The organism is Bacillus sp. FJAT-27245, assembly GCF_001273955.1.
Taxonomy (GTDB): domain Bacteria; phylum Bacillota; class Bacilli; order Bacillales; family Cytobacillaceae; genus Bacillus_D.
The window spans coordinates 1859715-1882030 of the sequence record NZ_LIGI01000001.1; the positions used below are offsets into that span (position 1 = coordinate 1859715).

The 22316-nt window shown below is 39.2% G+C and carries 19 protein-coding genes; 17 read left to right on the forward strand and 2 right to left on the reverse strand.

Features of this window, described 5'->3' with window-relative positions:
* Nucleotides 1-78: 78 nt before the first annotated feature.
* The 3 genes from ADU24_RS08920 to ADU24_RS08930 all read left to right on the forward strand — a co-directional run bounded on the left by ADU24_RS08920 (nucleotide 79) and on the right by ADU24_RS08930 (nucleotide 1618).
* Complete coding sequence (locus tag ADU24_RS08920) at nucleotides 79-423, forward strand: cupin domain-containing protein (protein ID WP_053366295.1); 345 nt, start codon at nucleotides 79-81, stop codon at nucleotides 421-423.
* Nucleotides 424-586: 163 nt separating this feature from the next.
* On the forward strand, nucleotides 587-961 hold the full coding sequence (locus tag ADU24_RS08925; RefSeq protein ID WP_231689684.1) for an Imm8 family immunity protein: 375 nt from the start codon (nucleotides 587-589) through the stop codon (nucleotides 959-961).
* Between the two features lie 117 nt (nucleotides 962-1078).
* On the forward strand, nucleotides 1079-1618 hold the full coding sequence (locus tag ADU24_RS08930; RefSeq protein ID WP_053366297.1) for a hypothetical protein: 540 nt from the start codon (nucleotides 1079-1081) through the stop codon (nucleotides 1616-1618).
* A 174-nt stretch (nucleotides 1619-1792) separates the two neighbouring features.
* Here the strand turns inward: ADU24_RS08930 and ADU24_RS08935 are convergent, their stop codons facing one another.
* Nucleotides 1793-2632, reverse strand: a complete 840-nt coding sequence (locus tag ADU24_RS08935) for a tyrosine-type recombinase/integrase (RefSeq protein ID WP_053366298.1) — start codon at nucleotides 2630-2632, stop codon at nucleotides 1793-1795.
* A gap of 145 nt (nucleotides 2633-2777) precedes the next feature.
* Here ADU24_RS08935 and ADU24_RS08940 point away from each other — a divergent pair, with 145 nt between their 5' ends.
* The 4 genes from ADU24_RS08940 (at nucleotide 2778) to ADU24_RS08955 (ending at nucleotide 5830) form a co-directional block, all read left to right on the forward strand.
* Entirely contained in the window at nucleotides 2778-2978 is a 201-nt protein-coding gene (locus ADU24_RS08940; RefSeq protein ID WP_053366299.1) for a hypothetical protein, read from the forward strand.
* Nucleotides 2979-3188: 210 nt separating this feature from the next.
* Nucleotides 3189-4616 carry a HEPN domain-containing protein gene (locus tag ADU24_RS08945; RefSeq protein ID WP_053366300.1) on the forward strand — a complete coding sequence of 476 codons (1428 nt, stop codon included), beginning with the start codon at nucleotides 3189-3191 and terminating at the stop codon, nucleotides 4614-4616.
* A 188-nt stretch (nucleotides 4617-4804) separates the two neighbouring features.
* Nucleotides 4805-5302 carry a kinase gene (locus ADU24_RS08950; protein WP_053366301.1) on the forward strand — a complete coding sequence of 166 codons (498 nt, stop codon included), beginning with the start codon at nucleotides 4805-4807 and terminating at the stop codon, nucleotides 5300-5302.
* A gap of 198 nt (nucleotides 5303-5500) precedes the next feature.
* Nucleotides 5501-5830 carry a hypothetical protein gene (locus tag ADU24_RS08955; RefSeq protein ID WP_053366302.1) on the forward strand — a complete coding sequence of 110 codons (330 nt, stop codon included), beginning with the start codon at nucleotides 5501-5503 and terminating at the stop codon, nucleotides 5828-5830.
* A 313-nt stretch (nucleotides 5831-6143) separates the two neighbouring features.
* On the opposite strand, the gene ADU24_RS08960 is transcribed toward ADU24_RS08955, so the two are convergent.
* Nucleotides 6144-7088, reverse strand: a complete 945-nt coding sequence (locus ADU24_RS08960; protein ID WP_053366303.1) for an LCP family protein — start codon at nucleotides 7086-7088, stop codon at nucleotides 6144-6146.
* A 662-nt stretch (nucleotides 7089-7750) separates the two neighbouring features.
* Between ADU24_RS08960 and cydD the strand changes: the two genes are divergently transcribed.
* The 10 genes from cydD to ADU24_RS09010 all read left to right on the forward strand — a co-directional run bounded on the left by cydD (nucleotide 7751) and on the right by ADU24_RS09010 (nucleotide 22304).
* Entirely contained in the window at nucleotides 7751-9487 is a 1737-nt protein-coding gene (gene cydD, locus ADU24_RS08965) for a thiol reductant ABC exporter subunit CydD (protein WP_053366304.1), read from the forward strand.
* The gene (gene cydC / locus ADU24_RS08970; RefSeq protein ID WP_053366305.1) at nucleotides 9484-11202 is read left to right on the forward strand and encodes a thiol reductant ABC exporter subunit CydC; all 1719 of its coding nucleotides are present in this window, start codon (nucleotides 9484-9486) and stop codon (nucleotides 11200-11202) included. The genes cydD and cydC overlap by 4 nt, the downstream gene beginning before the upstream one ends.
* Before the next feature lie 361 nt (nucleotides 11203-11563).
* Nucleotides 11564-12559, forward strand: coding sequence for a 2,3-diaminopropionate biosynthesis protein SbnA (gene sbnA, locus ADU24_RS08975; RefSeq protein WP_053366306.1), 996 nt, complete (start codon nucleotides 11564-11566; stop codon nucleotides 12557-12559).
* A 70-nt stretch (nucleotides 12560-12629) separates the two neighbouring features.
* Nucleotides 12630-13628, forward strand: coding sequence for a 2,3-diaminopropionate biosynthesis protein SbnB (gene sbnB, locus ADU24_RS08980; protein WP_053368857.1), 999 nt, complete (start codon nucleotides 12630-12632; stop codon nucleotides 13626-13628).
* An 18-nt stretch (nucleotides 13629-13646) separates the two neighbouring features.
* Complete coding sequence (locus ADU24_RS08985; protein WP_053366307.1) at nucleotides 13647-15503, forward strand: IucA/IucC family protein; 1857 nt, start codon at nucleotides 13647-13649, stop codon at nucleotides 15501-15503.
* Nucleotides 15500-16735, forward strand: a complete 1236-nt coding sequence (locus ADU24_RS08990; RefSeq protein ID WP_053366308.1) for an MFS transporter — start codon at nucleotides 15500-15502, stop codon at nucleotides 16733-16735. Before ADU24_RS08985 ends, ADU24_RS08990 begins: the two co-directional genes overlap by 4 nt.
* A gap of 18 nt (nucleotides 16736-16753) precedes the next feature.
* Nucleotides 16754-18511 (forward strand): IucA/IucC family protein, encoded by a 1758-nt coding sequence (locus ADU24_RS08995; RefSeq protein ID WP_053366309.1) that lies wholly within the window; start codon nucleotides 16754-16756, stop codon nucleotides 18509-18511.
* A gap of 3 nt (nucleotides 18512-18514) precedes the next feature.
* Complete coding sequence (locus ADU24_RS09000; protein ID WP_053366310.1) at nucleotides 18515-20326, forward strand: IucA/IucC family protein; 1812 nt, start codon at nucleotides 18515-18517, stop codon at nucleotides 20324-20326.
* A complete protein-coding gene (locus ADU24_RS09005) occupies nucleotides 20320-21099 on the forward strand; it encodes an HpcH/HpaI aldolase family protein (RefSeq protein ID WP_053366311.1) in 780 nt (259 codons plus the stop codon). Before ADU24_RS09000 ends, ADU24_RS09005 begins: the two co-directional genes overlap by 7 nt.
* Complete coding sequence (locus ADU24_RS09010; RefSeq protein WP_053366312.1) at nucleotides 21096-22304, forward strand: type III PLP-dependent enzyme; 1209 nt, start codon at nucleotides 21096-21098, stop codon at nucleotides 22302-22304. The genes ADU24_RS09005 and ADU24_RS09010 overlap by 4 nt, the downstream gene beginning before the upstream one ends.
* The last annotated feature ends 12 nt before the right edge of the window (nucleotides 22305-22316 follow it).

Below are 22316 nucleotides of genomic sequence, written 5' to 3' on the forward strand. Positions count from 1 at the left end.
CAGGTTAGTTGAATAAGAGTTCCGAAAAGTAAAGACAAAAGGKAAAATAAAGAAAACAAAGATTTCGGAGGTACATATATGGAATTTTTTAAGTTTGGAAAAGAGATAGCTCAAGAAATTGGTAATTATAACTCTGTATCTGCTTTCTATTCAAAGTTAATGAAAACAGAAACACCTACTAATATAGGTTTTATTAACATAGAGCAAGGCGGAGTTGTTGGATACCATAAAGCACCCGTACCCCAGCTTTTCTTAGTGGTAGAAGGCGAGGGATGGGTTGAAGGAGAAGACAAAAAAAGAATAACGGTAAAAAGTGGTCAAGGAGTATTTTGGTATAAAGGTGAAGGACATATTAGCGGAAGTGAAAAGGGATTAACTGCGTTAGTTCTTCAATCTGAGGAATTGGAAAACCCATTAAAATAGAGATTAACAAGAAGGTTTTATTATCCATCTTGTTGAACTAACGGGTGCGATGATCAAGGAAGGATTACCGCCCTTTTTTGTTGAAGTTCTTATTGAACAAACGGTGCAGTTTAGTTAAAGAAGGAATTACTCAGTTACTAATAAAGGAGTGTATCATTTGATAGTGCCTGTTCTAAAAGATATTGAAATATTAGATACTCAAACTTATCATAATGGCCTTGGGTATAAGGCGACCGCTTATATTTCAGAAGAAAATGATCTGGGTGCTGATTGTTTTCATTTTCGAGTGATTACATTTAATGATCTAACACAAATCATAAAGGATAAAAGAATATTCTACGGAAGGGCAACGATTTTTGTTGATGAACTTAACTTGGACTTGGTTAGGAAAGAAATTGAATTAATTCTTAAAGATTGTATACGTACTACCTGGGAGGAAGTTGCTGGAGCTATTAATCGTCATTTGAGTTGGGAATATGATAATATTCAGTACGAAACTCTTGATGAAACCTTGAAAAGGCTAAATTTAAATGAATAATTTCTGGGAGTTTAGCGTTCCTTCCCTTCACATATGGATGGCAATCCTTATTAAGCAAACGGGGCAGTATTGTTCAATAAGGTTAAATTTAAACCTTAACCAATTGGAGGGAATGTATTGCTAAAGGTTAAATACGAGATATTTGAAGATTATAAGGAAGAACTCAAAGGGATAGAACTGTCCAAATTTGATGAAGAATATCATCAGATTTACGGTCTTTTTACTATAACTATTGGTGAACAAGACTTTATTCCCTATCCTTCAGGCGATATTCCATTGTCTGCAAAAAAGTCCTATTCTGAACTACTTCTTTCTCATTTTGAATTATTAAATGAAGTGGTTAAGTTTTTGTCAGAATATGATTATGTTGCTTTGAAATATATTGAAGACAGTTGGAGTTGGTTAGAGTTTGTTAAGATGGAAGGCGATTTAGTCAAAATAAGTGAGCTGGAATATGAAATAGACTCACTGAAGAGCCTTGTAAGTACAGATAGTACCTTACTAAAAGGAGCTAAGTTCGGCTCTATAAAAGAAGTTTCAGTTTCAAAAGAGGAATTAGTTAAAGAGATAAAACAAACAACCAAATTGTTTACTGAAGAAATAAAATGCATTAATCCAATGTTACTTAAATCAAAGTGTTTTAGTAATGTGTTATAAATTCCAGCTCGATATTTTGATAACGGGCGAGAGAGTATGTTACTACCTGGACGGAACTTCATATACGAACTAAAGGGACAACATTCCTGTAATAAAGCTAACTTTGTGAATAAATGTACTTAAACATACTGGTGCGAGAGAACAAAAGCAACGCCGAGAGCGTTGCTTCTATGCTTAGAAATATTTTTGGTAAAATTCCTGCCTTAGCCTTCCGCTCAGCTGAGCGTAAATTCGTGTGGTTTCACTCTTCTCGTGTCCCAAAAGACTTTGTATGACTTCAACGGGGGCTCCGTTATTCAACAAATGGGTTGCATAGCTGTGTCTGAGTTGATGAGGATAAATTTCCTTATTTATGGCCGCACGAGCTGAGATTCGTTTGATGACATATCTCATTTGGGCAATACTCATCCTATGTGGCAGCCGCTCAGTCACAAATATGGCAGGATCCGTATCCTGGCGACCTTCAATGTACCGTTTAAGCCAGATTTCGGCTCGTATATTAAAATAAACCTCACGTTCCTTGTCTCCTTTTCCCCTGACAATTGCAGAACGATTGGACCAATTAATGCAATTACGTTCAAGCGAAACAATTTCCCCGATCCTACATCCTGTTGAGAACATAAATTCAAACAAGGCTTTTTCCATCGGGCTAACACACGCTTCACGCAGAAGTTCGATTTCTCTTTCGGTCAGGAACTTCGGGATGCGTTTTCCGACCTTGGGTTCCTTTATCTTAGCTGCGGGGTTATGAGGTATATGGCCTTCTTCGTGGCACCAGCGAAACAATGATTTCATAAACCGTATCCTGTGTGCCATACTGGATGGCTTTAAGGCCGCCGCTGATTGATTAAGGTATTCCTTTAAATTTTCTGTGCTAATGGTGCATATTTCTGCATCCTTGAAATACAGAGCAAGCAACCTTGCCTGAATGCCATAGGCTTTGATTGTATAAGGGGAAAAGCCCTCGATCCGTTTGTCGGCTGCGTATGTTTCCCACATCTTTGATATTAACAACCTAATTCCTCCTATTTATCTTCTCTTTTAAAAGGAATTATTGCCTGGTTTATCGAAATATAGACTTATTGCACTAAAGGGGCAGGTATGTTCAATAAGAAGAATTAGAATATTATGGTTTATGTATTTTAGGAGGCGATTTGTTTTGAGAAAAATAGGTGTTCTTTTAGTTGGATTATCCTTATTAACTTTATCTGTAATTATGGTTCTATCGGAAGTTACTAAAGCTATATATCATACCGCACAAAGTTATGGTTACGACTCTATTTCTAACTTTGTCTATGTACTAATAGCTATTGTATTTTTAATAGGTTTAATATCAATTTTCATCAAGAAACAGGAGTGACTTATTCAATAAACACCGAGCGAATGCCGTACAAGGGTTTCACCTTTCCTTGTTGAAGTAACGGGTGCGTTGATCCAGCAGGATTAACCGCCTTTTTTGTTGAATTCCTTATTGAAGAAACGGGGCAGAATAGTTGAATTAATTATGAAAACAAAAATTTAAAAATGTTGAAATGGTTATATGTGGAAAATTATGAAGAGGTGATGTTTTTTGAATAAGCTCGACAGAGAAAATATAGGATGGTGGTATTTGCCATCGAATCCAACCGAAAGGTTAACAGGAACTTTAACGATAGATGATGATAATGTTTGTAAATTAAAGATGGCTCATAATTTTGGGGGCTTATCAGGAATAGGAGTTAATGAGCTACCAATAATCCATGGTGTTTTGTCAAATGGAAAGGAAGTTACACTTGTAAACTCAATAAAAACAAACGAACGGTGGGGATTCCCAGGCTTTCCTGTATCCGTTTGGTCAAGTAGCCTAGCCGTTATTGGTGGACTATATAATGAGGATAAAGATATAGCACTATCAGAAATAAAAGCTACGTATGAATCTTTAAATTTATGGTTAAATAAAAGGCCCTTTGAGATTAATGCCAGTCCCGCTTCATATGAGGTATTTATGCATTACAAGATGCCTGATGTGATTAAAGTTGAAAACAGCAACTTTAATATTGAATTCACCTATAAGGTGAACAGTTCGGGTGACCTCTATAGTAAATTTGAAGTTATCCAAACAGAATTCGTGAGGTTTATATTTAAAGAAAAAACGCATTATAAGGAAGGTATTAACGTAGTGGATGATTTTTCTAACTTTTTAACCCTGTGTATAGGGAAAAACGTTAATTGTGGAAACTTTTTTGCTAAAGATATTCAGGGCAAAGACATCATCCTATTATTGAAATCACAAAAGGATAATTCAGAAACAGTAAAAGACCATGAAATTATTATTAAATTCTCTTTCATTGAAGATTCATTTGAAACTTGTATACAAACATGGAGTGCAAAAAAAGAATTGTTAGAACCAATTATTCATTACTTTGTTGAAGCACATGAAAAAGGCTTTCATGTACCAATGTCATATCTTAAAGTAGTACAAGCATTAGAAGCCTTTTCGCGAAGAATGAGAAACAATAAGATGTGGTCTGAGGAAGAATTTGAAGAAATGATTGAAAGAATTACTTCCCAATTGCAGGATGAGGATGATAGAAAACTTATCTCTGGAATAATTTCAAACGAACCTAGATTAAGACAGCGATTGAACGAAATTCTTTTAGAAGTTAACGATATTTTTGAAATTTCATCCAAAAATAGAAAATCTTATATAAATAAAATGGTGAATACTCGAAATTATTATACCCATTTCGATGAAAGTTTAAAAGACAAAATCTTTAAAGTGGAAACGATGTATTTCATCACAAAGTATTTGAAACTTGTATTACGAGTGCTTTTATTAAGGGAGTTAGGAATAAATAATGACCTTATTAAACAGCGAATGAGTGATAATCAAGAACTAATTAGTGTTAAAGAAGGATTGGGGCTTATCCCACCTGTTGAACTTTTCAGAATAGAGGTAAAAAAAAGTACGGGAGATAATTCAAATGAAAATCATCAAGATTCAGAAGAAACTCTTTAACCGTTAATTCATCGGTTGTGAGGAGACGGTGGATAGGGCAAAACTAACGGGTGCGTTGTTCAGGAAGGATTAACCGCCATTTGTTGAAATCCTTATTAAGCAAACGGGGCAGTAATGTTTAATAAGGAAAAACAGATTTTATATTAAAGTATTACCAGTAAGAAATAAGATAATGAATAGGGGGATTTATGGAATCGAAGTTAATTATCTTACGAGGCAATTCAGGGAGTGGAAAAACGACGACTGCAAAAAACCTTCAAAATTATTTAGGTCACGGAACGCTCTTGGTTTCTCAGGATGTCGTACGCCGTGAAATGCTGAAGGTTCACGATAGAGACGGAAACCTTTCAATTGACTTAATTCGCCAAATTACAGAATACGGTAAAGGGAAATGTGAATTTGTTATTGTCGAGGGAATTTTATATAAGTGTCGTTATGGGGAAATGCTAAATAACTTAATCCAGTTCTATAACCAAAGGGCATATATTTATTATTTTGACTTATCCTTTGAGGAAACAGTCATTCGTCACAACTCAAGTCCGAAAAAGGAGGATTTCGGGGAAGATTCTTTACGTGCCTGGTGGAACCCAAACGATTATCTTGGCGTGAATGGAGAAACAATATTGACTAATGATATGTCACAGAATAAAGTATTGGAACTGATTTTAAATCAACTGCAAAAGTAATTACTCAAATTTTTTAAAATACTAATATTCTTGTTCAACAAACGGGTGTGATGATCTAGTAAGGATTACCGCCCTTTTTTTGAATTTCTTATTGAACAAAACCAGCTAATAGTTTGTCTACAACAAGGATTTCAATATCCAATGGAAATTCTGTGGTAAAAAACAGTTGAGGAAGAAAAATCAAAAGAGGTGGAGAAAATGTATTGGGAGACTCTTCCTAGTTGGGTCTGGGTAATTTATTATTTATTTTTATTTCTAACATTAGGAACTGGAATTTTGAATGTTATTCGAAAAAGAATGTTAGGTCTGTCGATTATTGTAATTGTTGTAGCCATTACTGTTCCTATTATTAGCATGTTAAACAGTGTTGGAAGAGCGGAGGGTATGAATGAATTTGAACACTTAGTTGCTCAGTTACAACATGGTGCAATTTGGTCTATTTATTCAATAATAGGTTTTCTATACCTGGTTGTATTTTGGACATTATTTTTTCTTAAAAATAAGATAAATGCCGAAGTTTCTTATTGAGCTAACGGGTGCTTATCTTAAACAATGTGCTAATATAAAAGCTTAAAGCTGGCTCCGAGCTTTTTTGTGCTAATTCAACTACGAAAATCACTGCTAATTCGAATTTTGTATTTCAGAACCGAACCCGTTACAGTCATCTGTGCGGTTATTAAATTGTAAAAAAGAACTTGTATGAGGCAGTGTTAAAGGTCGTGGCTGATTTATAAATCTGCTGAATGGAAAAGAGGGCACTCAACAACCGCGTGTACATTGGAATCCACGCGGAAAGTAAGTGCCCATCAAAAAGTATACGGTTGGGGTTTTGGAATGCAAATCAAAGATTACTATCTTCTTTTCCCAAAAACCGATCAAGCGCTTCCTTATTTTGTTCCAAATCCACATCTAGTACTTCACCGATTCCTTCATGGCGTTCATTTGTAAAACTTCCATCTTCCGGGATTCGAAGGGTTTGTACTTTTTCACTTTTATTGGTCAGAATGTCTTTTCCAATCGCCAAGAGAGTAGCAGTGTCAATGTCTGTATCGATGTATGTATGTAAAACTCCTAATAGATCGGGAAGCTTTGAAACACTATGTAAACTTACGGCTTCATCCTTTAATTTGGATACGACTTCTTGCTGTCTTTGCACCCGGCCGAAGTCACTTAAGCGATCTTGGCGGAACCGAACATATCCTAACAGTTCTTTACCATGAAGCTGCTGAGTCCCTTCCTCTAAAGTCATTCCGATCCCATCAGACATCTCATAGGGAATGTCTACTTCAATGCCATCGGGGATGAGGAGGTCGACTGCTTTTTCGAATCCTTTAAAGTCGACAATCGCATAATGATGAATATCCAGATCAAAATTAGATTGAATGGTCTTTCTTAATAATTCAGGTCCTCCGAATGCATAGGCAGCATTTAATTTATGTTCTCCATGTTCGGGTATGGTTACATACATATCGCGCATAAGCGAAATAAGTTTCGCCTGATGGGTATTGGGATTATAGTGAGCAATCATAATCGTATCCGTTCTAGCTTGTTTTTCTCCCCTGGAATCACTTCCCAGTAAAAGAACATTCACTTCGTCTTGTTTACTTTTCTCCCCTTGGAATACATGCTTAGCTTCAACTTTTTTGAATGGTTGATTAACCTTTTGTATTGTTCCTTCAATAAATTGAAATACAGTTAAAAGACCAACCATGAAGATACTTAATAGAAGAAGGGCGGAAGTTACTCTCATCCATCTTATCTTTTTTCTCTTTCTTGTTTCTGCCATACTTGCACCACCTAGGCTACTAATAATCAACTAACAAAATAAAATAATAAGCGATCTTCAATTTTAATTGTCGAAATCAAAAACTGAACTGGTTGCCTTCTTGATAACTTGAGTTATATATTATCTCACAATAACATTTCATTTCGTGATAGATTGGATTACATTTGTTTAAAATTTCGGTAACATTACTGTTTTCTTCGGTAATGAAAGGAAAAAAGGATAGTAGGGGGATCCTGTTTTTTTGCAACAGATTGCTACCATGCTCAGTGCCTAATTTTTCAATTTTAAATCAAATCAAATCAATAGAAATCAAGACACTCAAGAATTAATCTATTTTATGGAAACGGGGCCGCAGGAGGGTTCTATCTTTTTGCCTTATACCCAGATTAATCGCTTTTATTCGTTTTAATTGTTTTAAATGGTATACTAGAATAAAGTGCAAATTGCTTAATTAGCTTTCAATTCATTGTTTGTGAAAAAAGTACATACTTTAAGATTCTGAAAAATATGCAGGAAAATTGCTGGACGGTTTAGAGGATGCTTAAACCGAGGCCGTGTGAGTCCGGAAACCGATACTGGACGTGTCCCAAGCCTTCAAAATAGAACATTTTGGGGGTTTTTATTATGCCCCTAAACCTTTACTTCACTAGAGGAGGAATGGAATGAATAACGTTAAAAGTTTGGCTTCGACACGCAAAAAAAGCTTCATATACCTCTTTTTATTATCCATGCTCACAGGTGCCATGATTTTAGGGCAGGCATATCTGATTGTCTCAATAATTGATGGCGTATTTTTAAAAGGGCAGGCCTTTCGTGAAATCTTTCCGATGTTGGGGTGGTTATTGTTCATCCTATTTGGAAGGGTCTTATTCAGCTATTTTAGTCGGCGTGTGGGAATACGCATGGGTTCCAAGGTGAAAAGTGATTATCGCAAATCCCTTTTAAGCAACTACATCCGAAACCCCATTCAATCCTCATTACGTGGACAATCAGGAAAAAAGGTTAGTATGATCATGGATGCTGTTGACGAAGTGGATAGCTACTATAGCCAGTATATGCCACAAGTCATTCAGTCAACGATCATCCCGCTCCTGATCCTTATCGTGATTTTCACGCAGCATACAAATTCAGGGCTTATTATGCTGATTACCACGCCTTTTATTCCAATTTTTATGATTATTATTGGGATTCAAACGAAGAAGAAGTCCGAAGAACAGCTGGAAAAGCTCGGGGCATTTTCGGGGAAATTTCTCGATACATTACAAGGACTTGTAACCCTTAAATTATTTGGGCGCGCCAGGCAGCAAAAGGACGTAATTCAGGAAAGTAGCCTGAATTTCAGGGAAGCGACGATGGAAATATTAAAGGTTGCCTTTACGAATTCCTTTATGCTTGAACTGATTTCGATGTTGAGTATTGGACTCATTGCGCTTGAAATTGCACTGCAGCTGATTGTGTTTGATGGAATTACATTCTTTACTGCTTTCGTTGTTTTGCTCCTCGCACCGGAATATTACGCAACGCTTAAAGAACTGGGGTCTGCTTTTCACAATGGCCGCAGCAGTATGGGGGCATTGAAAAAGATAAAAGAGGAATTACAAGAAACAGACCAGCCTCCCCTGAAGTGGGGAGCATTAACTATAGGGAAGGGGGAGACCCCGCCCGAGATCGTTTTAAAAGACGTTAACTTCAGCTATGGCGAGGGAGAATTTGCATTGAACAATATAAATGCAGAGCTACCGCCACATAGCCGAATAGCCATAGTGGGGCCGAGTGGTTCCGGAAAAACGACATTGTTGCATATTATTGCCGGCCTGATTGCTCCCGCATCCGGGAACGTCATCGTGAATGGAAACCCTTTGGAAAATTATAAAGAGGACCAATGGTTTAATGAACTGTCCTATATTTCGCAGCACCCGTATATTTTTTCCGGGACAATTGCGGAAAATATTTCGATTGGCGGAAATTCCACCGCTGCCGAAAGCGATATTAGACAAGCTGCTGAACAGGCGGGGATTGCTAGTTTGATAGAGTCACTTGAAGACGGATATGATACCCGTGTCGGAGAAGCAGGAAGAGGGCTGTCGGGTGGCGAGAAACAGCGGCTCGCATTGGCAAGGGCTTTTCTGAAAAAGCCATCCGTCATCCTTTTTGACGAACCGACAACAGGGCTTGACCTTTATACGGAACGGATTTTACAGGCATCTATTGAAAAATTGTCGCAGCATGCAACTGTCATTACGGTTGCCCACCGGCTCCATACGATAAAAAATGCGGATTTGATTCTTTTTATGGACAGTGGGAGAGTGCTTGGGGCAGGAACACATGAACAATTAATCAAAGAAGTGTCGGCCTATCGTGAAATGGTTGCCATTCAGCAGGGAGGGATGGCTCAATGAAGGATTTGGTACATGTCACAAAATTAATGCTGAAGGAAAAAAGGGATATCCTCTATTCGATTATTGCTGGCTTTATTGCCGGTATTGCAGCAGTTGGCCTGTTTGCCGCGAGTGGCTATCTGATTTCAAAAGCCGCACTCGCACCGCCACTGTATGCCTTGGTCATTCTCGCATCAACGGTGAAGCTGCTTGGCTTCATTAGAGCAATGACCCGTTATGTAGAACGTTACTATTCTCATCGGGCTACATTTACGATTTTAAGTAACATAAGGGTATCTTTTTTTGAAAAGCTGGAGCCATTGGCACCGGGGATTTTCGGGAAATACAGAAGTGGTGACTTGCTATCGCGCATTGTTGGCGATGTTGAAACAATGCAGAATTACTTTTTGCGTGTTTTCTATCCACCGATTGTACTGATGATGGTCTTTTTAAGCACCATTTTATTTACCATTTACTTTTCCATCTATACAACCGTCATTCTGGTAATCGGATTTTTGTTGACGACCTTTATTGTACCTGCTTTGTTTGCCGTGAAACTGCGCAAAGTTACTAGCCGGGTACGTGAAGAGAGAGGAGAACTGTCAACAGAAGCGGCTGAGCTTTTACACGGTTTTCATGATTTGAAAATATACCAGAAGCTCGAGGAAAAAGAGCAGCAACTCATTGAAACGTCCCAAAGATATATCGGAGAGCAGGAAACCGAGGAAAACAATATTGCCTACAGCCACTCAATGAATACGTTTATTTCACTTTTCATTACTTGGACTGTTTTAGGAGTCGGGGCTTACCTAGTTTCGGCTGGCAAAATGGATGGACTCTTTCTAGCCATGCTTGTCCTGATTGCCATTACTGTTTTCGAGGATGCAGGTACAATGGCTGTTTTCCCAATCTATTTGAATGATAGCAGGCGGGCAGCGGAGCGGTTGAACTCTGTTGTTCGAGGGGAGAAAGTTGGCGAAAAAGAACAGGTCTTTGCGGGGGCGCTTCCTCCGAACGAGGCTTTTTCCATCGAAGCGGACCATGTAAGCTTTACTTTTCCAAATGAATGGAGAAAGGCTCTAGATGACGTTACAATCCAATTGCCAGCGGGTTCGAAAATAGCCATTGTCGGCCCAAGTGGATCCGGAAAATCAACCTTGCTTCAACTTCTTTTGAAAATTTATCCTGTTGATCAAGGAGATATTCGTATCGACAATCAATCGATTTCTCATATTAGCCAGGAAAACCTCTGGAGAGAGGCCAATGTTGTGTTGCAGGAGAATCATTTCTTCTATGGAACGATTCGAAGCAATTTGCAGCTAGCCAGTGATGAACTGACTGATGATGCAATGGAAGCCGCGTTGCAAAAAGTAAAGCTTGGCCATTTTTTGCTGGAAGACCCGGTTTTTGAAAAAGGAGAAAATCTTTCTGGCGGTGAAAAACAGAGGCTCGCAATCGCTCGCGCCATGCTGAAAGGAAAGTGCAACTGGTTCCTGGATGAACCAACATCTTCGATCGATGCAATAACCGAGCAATTCATATATAGCCAACTGTTCGAGCAAGCAAAGGATGACACGCTGATTCTCGTCAGCCACCGCCTCAACGGACTCGAAAAAATGGACAAGATTATCGTCATGGAACAAGGGAGAATCATTGAGTCCGGAACATTCGAAGAGTTAATGCGGAACAAAGGGTATTTCTATGAAATGAAAGAAATTGAAAAGAATTTGCTTTAAAGAGAAGCTATTCCATTGGGCGGTGAGCCTTTTATGGAATAGCTTTTTTTATGGAATGAAAACACCAACCATGCCAAGGGATTTAAAAGTGGCCTATACCAGGCCTTCAAAATTACTTCTGATTACATATAAGTAAAAAGGTGGATTACTATAGTGCGAAAGAGCCGATTTAGTTTAGTAGTTACATCCCATACTTTTGTGTATTGGTAACTTAATTTGTAAGAATAGAGAATACTTTTGCTTATTTTAATATTTAAAATGTAGGGCTTTCGTTTAATTGACAATGACAATCATTATCAATTAACATTTTAGTTGATAGTGATTATCATTATCACGAAATAGGCAACAAGGGAGGATAGGTATGAGTACGCTACAAAGTAATAAGTTAATGGATCACGCAATTAAACAGTCGATTGCTGATTGCATCGGAAATACTCCGGTTGTGTCATTGAAAAGGTTATTTCCTGGCAGGGATGTGGATATATTTGCAAAGCTTGAATATATGAATCCAGGCGGAAGTATGAAAGACCGGCCGGCAAGATTTATTATTGAGCACGGCCTAAAAGAAGGAACGATTACCCCGGATACTCACTTAATTGAAAGTACCTCAGGAAATTTAGGCATTGCGCTAGCGATGATGGCTACATTATTCAACTTGAAGTTAACGTGCGTAGTTGATCCAAAAATTTCACCGACAAACCTGAAAATTTTGAAGTGTTTAGGAGCAAACATTGACATGGTAACGGAGCCAGATGAGCATGGCGGCTACCTGAAGACACGTATTAAGCGGGTAAACGAGCTTACAGGCAAAAATCAAAATGCTTTATGGATCAATCAGTATGCGAATGAAAATAATTGGAAGTCACATTATTATGGAGCTGGCACTGAATTGGCAGAGCAGCTCCCCGACAACATTGATTATTTTCTCGCACCTGTCAGCACATCGGGAAGCATTATGGGGATTAGCAGAAAATTACGAGAGCGTTTTCCGAAAATAAAAGTAATAGCTGTAGATGCAACTGGTTCAGTGATTTTTAATTCACCTCCAGCCGATCGGGAATTACCTGGAATAGGAGCCAGCAGAGTACCTGAAATACTAAATAAGGCAGAAATTGATGAAGTCGTTCATGTAACTGATTATGAATCAGCACTTGGTTGTAGAAGGCTTCTTGAGACAGAAGGAATTTTTGCGGGGGGCTCATCAGGTTCGATTATAGCTGCATTACATAAAATACTGCCTTCACTTCCGAATGGCTCACGAGTCGTTACTCTATTTCCTGACCGTGGTGATCGATACCTTGATTTGGTTTATGACGATGAATGGCTTGAGAAATTAACATCTCCAACAGAGAAATGAAAGGGGAAACATAATGAAAACTCAGACAGAAATCTTAACGAAGACAATAGAACAAAATGCGGCACCAACAATGCTTTATTTAAGTAAAAACGATATTGCTAAGGTCGGGGGAGATCATTCAGACCTTTATGTGGAGGCACTAACAGATGCTCTTTGTCTTCACGGGAAAAAAGATTTTGTTCAGCCGTTAAAACCCTATTTGCGAGCATCTGGAAAAGAGGGGCATATTGCCGACCGCATTATCGCCATGCCTGCTTATGTTGGGGGAGATGACCCCGTGTCTGGGATAAAGTGGATTGGAAGTAAACATGACAATCCAACTGTAAGAGGAATAGAGCGGGCTAGTGGACTGATTATACTAAATGATCCTAATACAAATTTTCCAATTGCAGTCCTTGAAGCAAGCTTAATTAGCAGCATGCGGACCGCAGCAGTAACGGTTGTTGCGACAAAGCATCTAGCTAAAAAAGCATTTAAATCGGTCACGATCGTGGGCTGCGGACTGATTGCTAATAAGCAAGTACAATCATTGCTAGAACAGTTTACCCAAATAGAGGAAGTTCATTTATTTGATGTTAACCGCCAAGCGGCAACTAGTTTTGCACTTGAGTGGAAAGAAAACTATTCATCCGTTCGTTTCGTTATCCATGAAACAGCTGAAAGTGCGGTAAAGCAAGGTGAAGTAATTGTACCGTGTACTGTGACAGATCAACCGTATATTGAGTATAGCTGGCTTCAAAAAGGAGCATTTGTTTGCAACATATCCATTATGGACGTGAAAAAGGATGTCTTTTTACAAGCCGATAAAGTGATTGTGGATGATTGGGAACAAGCCAATCGTGAAAAGAAAGTCATCAATCAATTAGTTGAGGAAGGGAAATTTTCAAAAGAACGCCTTTATGCTGAATTAGGTGAAATCGTGTTGGGTGAAAAAATTGGACGTGAACTTGATGATGAAATCATTATTTTAAACCCAATGGGAATGGCAATTGAAGATGTAGCTAGTGCTTATGCAGTCTATAAACGAGCGGTAGAGAAACAGGTTGGAACAGCGTTAAATCTTTATTAAAAAGGAGTGATTGGACTGTTGCTGTCCGTTGAAAATCTATCAATACATACAAAGAATTCTTATCAAGAAGCAGAAAAGCATATTATAAAAGACTTACTGGATGCTTTTCTTCTGGAAAATCTATTTTCAATAAGTGAAAACGGGAGAATCGTTCAGGGCCCGGTAGATTTCCTGAGCTTGGAAGAGGGAGAGTCACTTTTTGAAGTTCCGCTTTCGGAGAATGAATCAATCGTGTTTCCAGTCCGTTTTTCAGTGTTGCAATCCTACCGTTTAAGTGGAGAACACGTCTATCTTCTACTAAAGGAAAGAAATAAATTACATGTACTTAACTCACTCGAAACAGCCAGGCTGTTAATTGATGCATTTGGAAAAGTGAACGGCTACTCAGAGGATAACCTTAATCATTTTTTAAGCGAGTTAACACTTGCACTCATACAAACTGCGATGGCATATAAGGCGGCTAAACTATTTCAGGACAATCAAATAGAATCATTTATTGCTACAGAGCAGCTTGCTGCCCTACGGGATCGTCCGTTTCATCCTACTTCAAAAGCAAAGGAGGGATGGACAGAAGAAGAGTATCGTTTGTATAGCCCCGAATTTCAGCAGCCATTCAAGCTTAGCTGGTTGGCTGTCCGCAGGGATTATATTCGCATAGGGAAGGCAGCAAATGAAGCCGTGTTTAATGATCTATTAACCGAGCACGAGAAGGATCGGTTGACAGAAGCGTTCGAAAAGGAAGGTATATCCAGAAAAGACTATTTTGCCATGCCTGTTCACCCGTGGCAAAAAACAAATGTTATTGCGGAACTTTATCAAGAAGAAATAAATCAAAAAATATGTATACCCATTGATGTCCAGACAGGTTCGTTTACAGCAACATCATCACTTCGATCGTTAGTACCTGTAAATGAATATGCCGGGGCTTACCATTTAAAACTTCCGATCGGTATATCTTCGTTAGGCGCACTAAGGCTTATGCCGACACGTTACTTATTGAATGGTGAGAAAGGACAAAGTCTTCTAGAGCAAGCCAAAGATAAGGACCGATATTTGAAGAATCGCCTTTTTATATGTGATGAACGAAACTGGTGGGCTTTTCAGGGGGAGGATCAAGATTTGTTTGCAGATAAGCCTGGCCATTTAACATGTCAAATTCGGAGCTATCCGAGTGAATTTGTAAGTGGTTGTGAGTATACGCTTGTCTCAATGGCAGCATTGGCAGTTGGAAAAGAGGAGCATCTCTTTTCACAGTGGTTGGGCATGCAGGACAAAGAAGTTACACAGGAAAACGTAACAAATCTTTTTGACGTTTTATGCAGTGAATTCACCAGGTTTGCATCCCGTTTCTTACTATACGGTATTATGCCGGAATTGCATGGGCAAAACGTTGTGGCAGTGATAAAGGACGGTAGTTTAATAGGATTCTTGCTTCGCGATCATGACACAGTACGGATTTATCCGGAGTGGATGGAAAGAGCAAACCTGGAAGACCCCGATTATATCATTCGAAAAGATACACCTAATACGTTAATCAATCGAACTCCCGAAGATTTTTTATCTTATTTTCAGACGCTGGCTGTTGAAGTGAATCTTTATGCGATTATCGATAGCTTGTGTGCGGTTTATCACCTCGAAGAAGCCGTTCTTTGGAAAATGGTCAAAGAAAGCATTTGGAGGGCAATCCATGATCAAGATTTTGATGTGAAACAACGGAACGTGATCTATAACATTCTTTTTTTAAAGGAAACATGGCCCATGAAGCGACTGCTTGATCCTTTATTAAGAAGGAATGGTTCAGGAGGCGGAAGCATGCCTTCCAGTATTGGGGAAATTAATAACCCCTTTTATCAGTCGGAGAAGATGATGAAATGAATCACGCCGTTCAATGGAAGCGGAACTTCGCCATTCTTTGGAGTGGGAAATTTTTAGCGATTGCAGGGCTTACATTGCTAATCCCTTTCCTGCCAATTTATATGGGGGAGCTTGGAGTTAAAACAATGCAATCGAAGCAGCTTTGGAGTGGAATTGTCCTTGCTGCACCTGCCGTTACATCTGCCATCGCTTCCCCATTTTGGGGGAAAGTTGGCGACCGCTTTGGCCGTAAGTTAATGGTGGTGCGTGCCCTCTTTGGATTAAGTGCTTGTCTTTTCCTAATGGCTGTTGTCACAAGCCCACTGCAGTTTTTATGGGTACGCCTTTTACAAGGGGCGCTTGGGGGCGTTGTCGAAGCTTCTAGTGCATTTGCGGGTTCAGAGGCACCTGAGGAACAGCGCGGGAAAGCGCTCGGAAGCCTTCAAAGCGCCGTGGCAGCCGGTTCATTGGCTGGTCCGCTTTTAGGCGGGGTATTCGTTGATTTATATGGATTTCGTCCACTTTTATTTGTGATGGGAGCATTAACAGGAATCGGTGCGTGTGCTGCTTGGTTTCTATTAATAGAGAGAAATAGGTATAGAGATAAAGATATTCGTTCCGATGAAGTGGACAGCAGTGTTCCTCATGTATTTGCCTCGATGTTCTCCCATCCGAGAACAAGAGGGTTTATTATAGCAGGCTTTGCCGCTAATTTAGCAGTGTTTGGTCTTGTGACACCACTTGCGCCGTTAGTAGAAAGTGTTGCAAAAAAGCCGGATCATGCAGCAACGTGGATTGGTTTTTTGCAAACAGCATTATGGTCAGCAACACTATTGAGTTCACCATGGTGGGGAAAACAAAATGATCGTTTTAAAGTGGAACGAAATTATATGATTGCAACCGTTGTTTGTGGAATTAGTGTGATTTTACAAGCGGTTGCTGTAAGTATGCCAGCATTGTTTGCTTTCCGTGTGTTACAAGGCTTAACCTTCAGTGCGCTTGTTCAATCCGTAATGTTGGTTATTGTTCAATCGTCTACTGATGCTAATCATGGTGTTCGAATTGGGGCAACCAATAGCCTATTAGTATGCGGGCAAGTTGTTGGCTCTATAATGGGGGCTTTGACTACCGGGATGTTCGATCCTAAAGTCTCATTTATCATTATGGGTACGGTTTTTATTGGAAGTGCATTATGTCTGTTGCAAGGTTTTGCAATCTCCCACGGATTGCTATCTCAAGTTAATAAACGATAGAGAGGAAGCGGTGTTTCATTGAAACAAAAGGTTCTTGAAAAAAAATCACACAGCAGGAAGCTAGCTGAACGGGCTGCGGTTGAACGATTGTTAAACGCTTATTTGAGAGAAAATCGTATCTTTGATCCGAGAATATCTAATGAACAATTTATGATTTCGCTAAAACATAGCGGAAAAAAGATTACCGGTTCGTTTAAATATTGGTCACCAATTGGCCATCATACATTTGGAAAAGTATTCTGGGTATACGCAACCGAAGAATCCAGTTTTATAGAAATAACTGCACAAGAAGTAATTGATATCATAATAGAAGAGATTTCACATTTTGAGAATGATCGACAGCTTAGGATGAAAAAAGTGGAGACGCTTCGAAGGCACATAGAAAACAGTATGGAAAAAACAGCGAAGTATCTCGAACATGCGATTACGAATGCTCAAGAGAAACGATTTGTCTATTTAAACTCTGAGCAATCCCTATTATTGGGACACCCGTTTCATCCGACACCTAAAAGTTCCGAAGGCTTTTCAGAAGATGATTTAGTGGAGTTTGGACCTGAGCTTGGTGCTTCGTTTCCTCTTTATTACTTTGCTGTTTCAAAAACATGCCTGCTTGAGGACGTGGTAATGGGGGAGACTCTTCATTTCGAAGATGCGCTTTCTAATCATGAACTGCTAGAAGTAAAGCAGAAATTAGGCGAACAATATAACAAGTATAAGCTTCTTCCCCTACATCCATGGCAGGCACGTTATTTGTTAGGCTTTAGGGAGCTGCAGGCAGCCATTGCAAAAGGGGCGGTTGTAAACATTGGTAAGCTTGGTGCGCCTACATATCCGACTTCTTCAATAAGAACAGTATGGGATAAAACGCAAAATACATTTTATAAATTGCCGTTACATGTCAGAATTACGAACTTTATTCGTACGAATTCTTCAGAACAGATAAAACGTACGATGGATGCTGGGAAAGTTATTGCACATATTCGTCAGAACTATGAAACGGATTCCTTTCAGATATTAATTGAACGTGGCTACCGTGCATTATCGATTCCAGAGAGTTCTGAAGAAGTAAATGAACGACTCATTCAAAATACTGCAGTCCTTTTTCGTGAAGGAATTGATGTACTCAAGAAGAAGGAAGATGAAGAACTTCATGTAACAGCCTCACTTCTGGAAGAGCTCTCGGGATGGAAAGAGAGCGAGCTAGCAAGATTGTTAAAAATGCATCAGTACAATGAAGAAGATTGGCTGAAGCAGTATCTATCCATAACATTAACGCCGATGCTAAAGCTGTTTGCTGAAACAGGAGTAAGCCTGGAAGCACATGTTCAAAATTCGGTGATCCAATTTGTTAAAGGCTGGCCTAAAACATGCTATGTCCGCGACCTTGAAGGAGTCAGCATATCGCGTAACAGGGCCGAAGCCTCCAGTTGGCTTCGCGGGCTATTGGCTGAAGATAGCCCTGTTTTATACAGTGAAGAAGAAGCATGGTTTCGATTTAACTATTATGTTGTTGTGAATCATCTCGGCCATCTTATCTCAAGCCTAGGGAAGGTCCATCATTATGATGAGCGCAAGCTATGGCGGGTGGTCCATTCCGTTTTACTGGAAATAGAGGGAACGGCTACTTCACCTGCATTACGAACATACGCCCATAAGCTGCTGCAAAGTAAAACTCTGCCTGCAAAAGCAAATTTAATAAGCCGTTTTCAGGAATGTGGTGAAAGCCCATTATTTGTTGAAATACCAAACCCGATTTATGAATGTGAGGGAGCGTAATTAATGAAAGACTTAGAAAAAATTATTGAGTCAGCAGAATATCTCGATGTTATAAGACGGATTTTTCGTCAGTTAATAGAATCATTAATTTTTGAAAAAATTGTAACGCCAACGAGAACGACCTTACAAAACGGAATGGAGAAGTTGACCATTCATGGTAAAGATAAATTTGGAGACTCTGTTACATATATATGTCATGGCAAACAAAAAGTAAGCTTTAATCGATTTAGGTTAACAAAGGATCCGATATTACGCCAAAAAAATAACGAAAAGATGGAAGCAGAATCATTTGCGCATTTTTTTGAAGAAATTGCACCACTAATTGATGCAGATAGAAATCGACTCGCCATGTTTATAACAGAATTAAATGAGACACATATAAAGGATGCAGTTGCCCAGTATCTTTGGAAGCGATCTAATGATCTGAAGGCCGTAACCTATGACGAAGTAGAAAATGAGGCAATGGAAGGCCATCCTTATCATCCTTCTTATAAATCAAGAATTGGTTTTTCAATAGAAGATCATATGAACTTTGGACCGGATTTTAAGCCAAGCCTATCGTTGTTTTGGGTAGCCGTGCATAAAAACGAATCAGCCCTATCAATCTCGCAATCTATAAGCTATAAGGAGTTTATCCAGCAAGAGCTAGGCCTGCGTAACTTTGAACGGTTTGTAAAAAAAATAAATGAAAAAAACCGGCATGCATCGGACTTTATATTTATCCCTGTTCATCCGTGGCAGTGGGAGAATGTCATCATTCCTCAGTTTTTCAGAGAAATGGAAAAAGTTTCTATCATTTTATTGGGGGAGGGATCTGACCAGTACGTTCCCCAACAGTCCATTCGCACCCTTTCTAATCAAACAAAGCGGACAAAATGTTATGTAAAGCTGCCATTGAGTATTACCAACACATCCACAAACCGTGTTTTAGCTCCACACACCGTCAGGAACGCTGCGAAAATATCAGATTGGCTCAATACGATTAAAGAAAGTGATCACTTTTTAAAAGAAGAGCTTAAGCTTGTTCTTTTACGTGAGGTGATGGGAGTCGTCTACGATAAACCAAATCGCCCATCTTTTGAAAAGGAAGCTACATATGGAGTTTTAGGCAGTATTTGGCGTGAAAGCATTCATTCGTATCTGAAGGAAGAGGAGGAGGCAATCCCGTTTAATGCGCTTTATCATTTCAAAAAAGATGGAACACCGCTTATCAATGAGTGGGTAAAGCGATACGGAATAGAAAGATGGATAAAACAGCTTCTTCAAGTGTCCATTACACCGCTTATTCACCTTTTATATGCACATGGTGTCGCAATGGAATCCCACGCACAAAATATGGTGCTAATTCACGAGAATGGATGGCCGGTACGCCTTGCCTTAAAGGACTTCCATGATGGGATACGCTTTAAAAAAACCGCCCTTACCAATCCGTCATTGTGTCCTGATTTGATTCCGACGCCGAAAGTCCATAAAAAAGTTAACCGCAATTCATTCATTGAAACGGATGATATTCAGCTTGTTCGTGACTTTGTTCATGATGCATTCTTTTTCATTAATCTGTCGGAAATAGCTTTCTTTTTTGAAGATTACTATGGTGTACAGGAAACGGAGTTTTGGAAAAATGCGCGTGATGTAATCGAATCTTATCAATCCCTTTTTCCGCATTTAAAAGAACGTTTTTCGATGTTTGATTTGTTTGCAGAAACCATTCAAGTGGAGCAACTTACAAAGCGAAGAATTTTTCCTGAAACTGAACTTAGAATCCAACATGCGAAAAACCCGCTTTATACAATTCGGGAGGTAACAACATGCTGAAGAATAAAGTCAAAGCCATGATTCAAAGCGATGAGAGGGTGTTTGGGATCTTTTGTTCAATTCCAAACCCGCTCATTGTTGAAATGATCGGCCATGCAGGGTTTAACTTTGTCATTATTGATACCGAGCATGCAGCCATTAACCCGGAAACTGTTGAAAACATGATACGGGCAGCTGAAGTTGTTGGGTTAACGCCGTTTGTCCGTGTAAGTGAAAATAGTGAAGGGGCGATCTTACGGGCGCTTGATGCAGGAGCAAAAGGGGTCGTTGTTCCTCATATTCGTACAAAGAAAGATGCTGAAAAGGCTGTCCGCGCAAGCCGGTATTATCCACTTGGAATGCGGAGTTTAAACGGCGGAAGACCGGCAGCATTCGGTAAAGATAACTTAACAAACTATATCGGGCAGGCAAATCAAGAAATTATGGTAATCCTTATGATTGAAGATTACGAGGGAATTGAAAATCTGGATGATATTTTGTCTGTAACAGGTATTGACATGGTGCTTGAAGGCGCAGCTGATTTATCACAATCCTATGGAATGCCTTGGCAAACAAGCTCTGAATTAGTAAAAGCCGGGATTGAAACAATCTATCAAAAAACAATGCACCATTCTATACCCTTTTGTGCAATTCCAAGAAGTTCCCAGGATGTACAAGCATGGTTCGAGAAACGTGCAGCAGCTCTTATTATGGGTGACGATCGTGGTGTTTTCTTCCGATCCGTAAGGAGTTTACTTGTCCCGAAAACTGAAAATGAGGAGAGCCGTATATGAAAAAGGTAATTGAAGCGATTCAGCTCTTAAAAGAAGAAATGGATGAGCCGGTATGCAGTTATATTTATGATCTTGATCATCTAAAGGAACATGTTGAATCTGTCACTCGTACTCTTCCGGAAAACTGCCATATGTATTATGCGATGAAAGCTAATTCAGAAGAACGAATTTTAAGAACAATTTATCCTTTTGTGAAAGGATTTGAAGTCGCTTCAATCGGTGAAGTGAAAAAAGCGCGTGCAATAAACTCGAATGTACCTGTTATTTTTGGTGGACCCGGAAAAACGGATAATGAATTAAAAAGTGCGATTTTGGAAAATGTTCAGCTTTTTCACGTTGAAAGTATCAATGAATTAAAGCGTCTAACAATGATTGCTGAACAACATAATAAGAAAGTATCCATTTTACTTCGCGTTAACTTACGCGGACCATTTCCTTCAGCAACGCTTCACATGGCAGGCAGACCTACACAATTTGGAATTGATGAAGCACAAATAGAGGAAGCAATTCAGTTAGCTTTGTCATACGAATCAATTCAGCTTGAAGGCTTTCATTTCCACTCAATTTCAAACAACTTAGACAATAAGCGGCATATTGAGCTTATAAGAATCTATTTTCAAAAAGCAAGACACTGGTCAGAAAAATATGAGTTTACCCTTGTATACATTAATGTTGGTGGGGGGATTGGGGTGAACTTTTCCGATCTTGACCAGCAATTCAATTGGGAACACTTTACAGGTGAACTAAAGCAATTAATAGATCAGGAAAACATGTCGAATGTTGCCCTTATTTTTGAATGTGGCCGTTTTTTAACATCATCCTGCGGTTATTATGCTGTTGAAGTCATTGACATAAAAGAAAACCATGGTAAAACATTTGTTGTTGTTTGCGGTGGCACCCAGCATTTTCGCCTTCCAGTATCATGGCAGCACAATCATCCATTTGGATTGATTCCTTTTGAAAAGTGGCATTATCCGTTTGAACTAACAGCAGTTGTTAATCAGGAAGTTACTATCGTTGGCCAGCTCTGTACGCCAAAAGATGTTTTTGCAAAAGATGTATCAATCGATCAACTCCGAATTGGAGATGTAATTGTATTTCTCTATGCAGGTGCATATGGCTGGTCCATCTCACATCATGACTTCTTAAGCCATCCTCATCCACAGCATACGTTTTTAGAGACAGAAAGTATACTCAACGCTTAGAAGGGGGATTTC

What these genes read in the sequence shown, in the direction of transcription:
- ADU24_RS08920 (WP_053366295.1), top strand. Translation starts at nt 79, where the DNA reads ATGGAATTTTTTAAGTTTGGAAAAGAGATAGCTCAAGAAATTGGTAAT.
- ADU24_RS08950 (WP_053366301.1), top strand. Translation starts at nt 4,805, where the DNA reads ATGGAATCGAAGTTAATTATCTTACGAGGCAATTCAGGGAGTGGAAAA.
- ADU24_RS08955 (WP_053366302.1), top strand. Translation starts at nt 5,501, where the DNA reads ATGTATTGGGAGACTCTTCCTAGTTGGGTCTGGGTAATTTATTATTTA.
- ADU24_RS08960 (WP_053366303.1), bottom strand. Translation starts at nt 7,088, where the DNA reads ATGGCAGAAACAAGAAAGAGAAAAAAGATAAGATGGATGAGAGTAACT.
- cydD (WP_053366304.1), top strand. Translation starts at nt 7,751, where the DNA reads ATGAATAACGTTAAAAGTTTGGCTTCGACACGCAAAAAAAGCTTCATA.
- cydC (WP_053366305.1), top strand. Translation starts at nt 9,484, where the DNA reads ATGAAGGATTTGGTACATGTCACAAAATTAATGCTGAAGGAAAAAAGG.
- sbnA (WP_053366306.1), top strand. Translation starts at nt 11,564, where the DNA reads ATGAGTACGCTACAAAGTAATAAGTTAATGGATCACGCAATTAAACAG.
- sbnB (WP_053368857.1), top strand. Translation starts at nt 12,630, where the DNA reads ATGCTTTATTTAAGTAAAAACGATATTGCTAAGGTCGGGGGAGATCAT.
- ADU24_RS08990 (WP_053366308.1), top strand. Translation starts at nt 15,500, where the DNA reads ATGAATCACGCCGTTCAATGGAAGCGGAACTTCGCCATTCTTTGGAGT.
- ADU24_RS09000 (WP_053366310.1), top strand. Translation starts at nt 18,515, where the DNA reads ATGAAAGACTTAGAAAAAATTATTGAGTCAGCAGAATATCTCGATGTT.
- ADU24_RS09005 (WP_053366311.1), top strand. Translation starts at nt 20,320, where the DNA reads ATGCTGAAGAATAAAGTCAAAGCCATGATTCAAAGCGATGAGAGGGTG.
- ADU24_RS09010 (WP_053366312.1), top strand. Translation starts at nt 21,096, where the DNA reads ATGAAAAAGGTAATTGAAGCGATTCAGCTCTTAAAAGAAGAAATGGAT.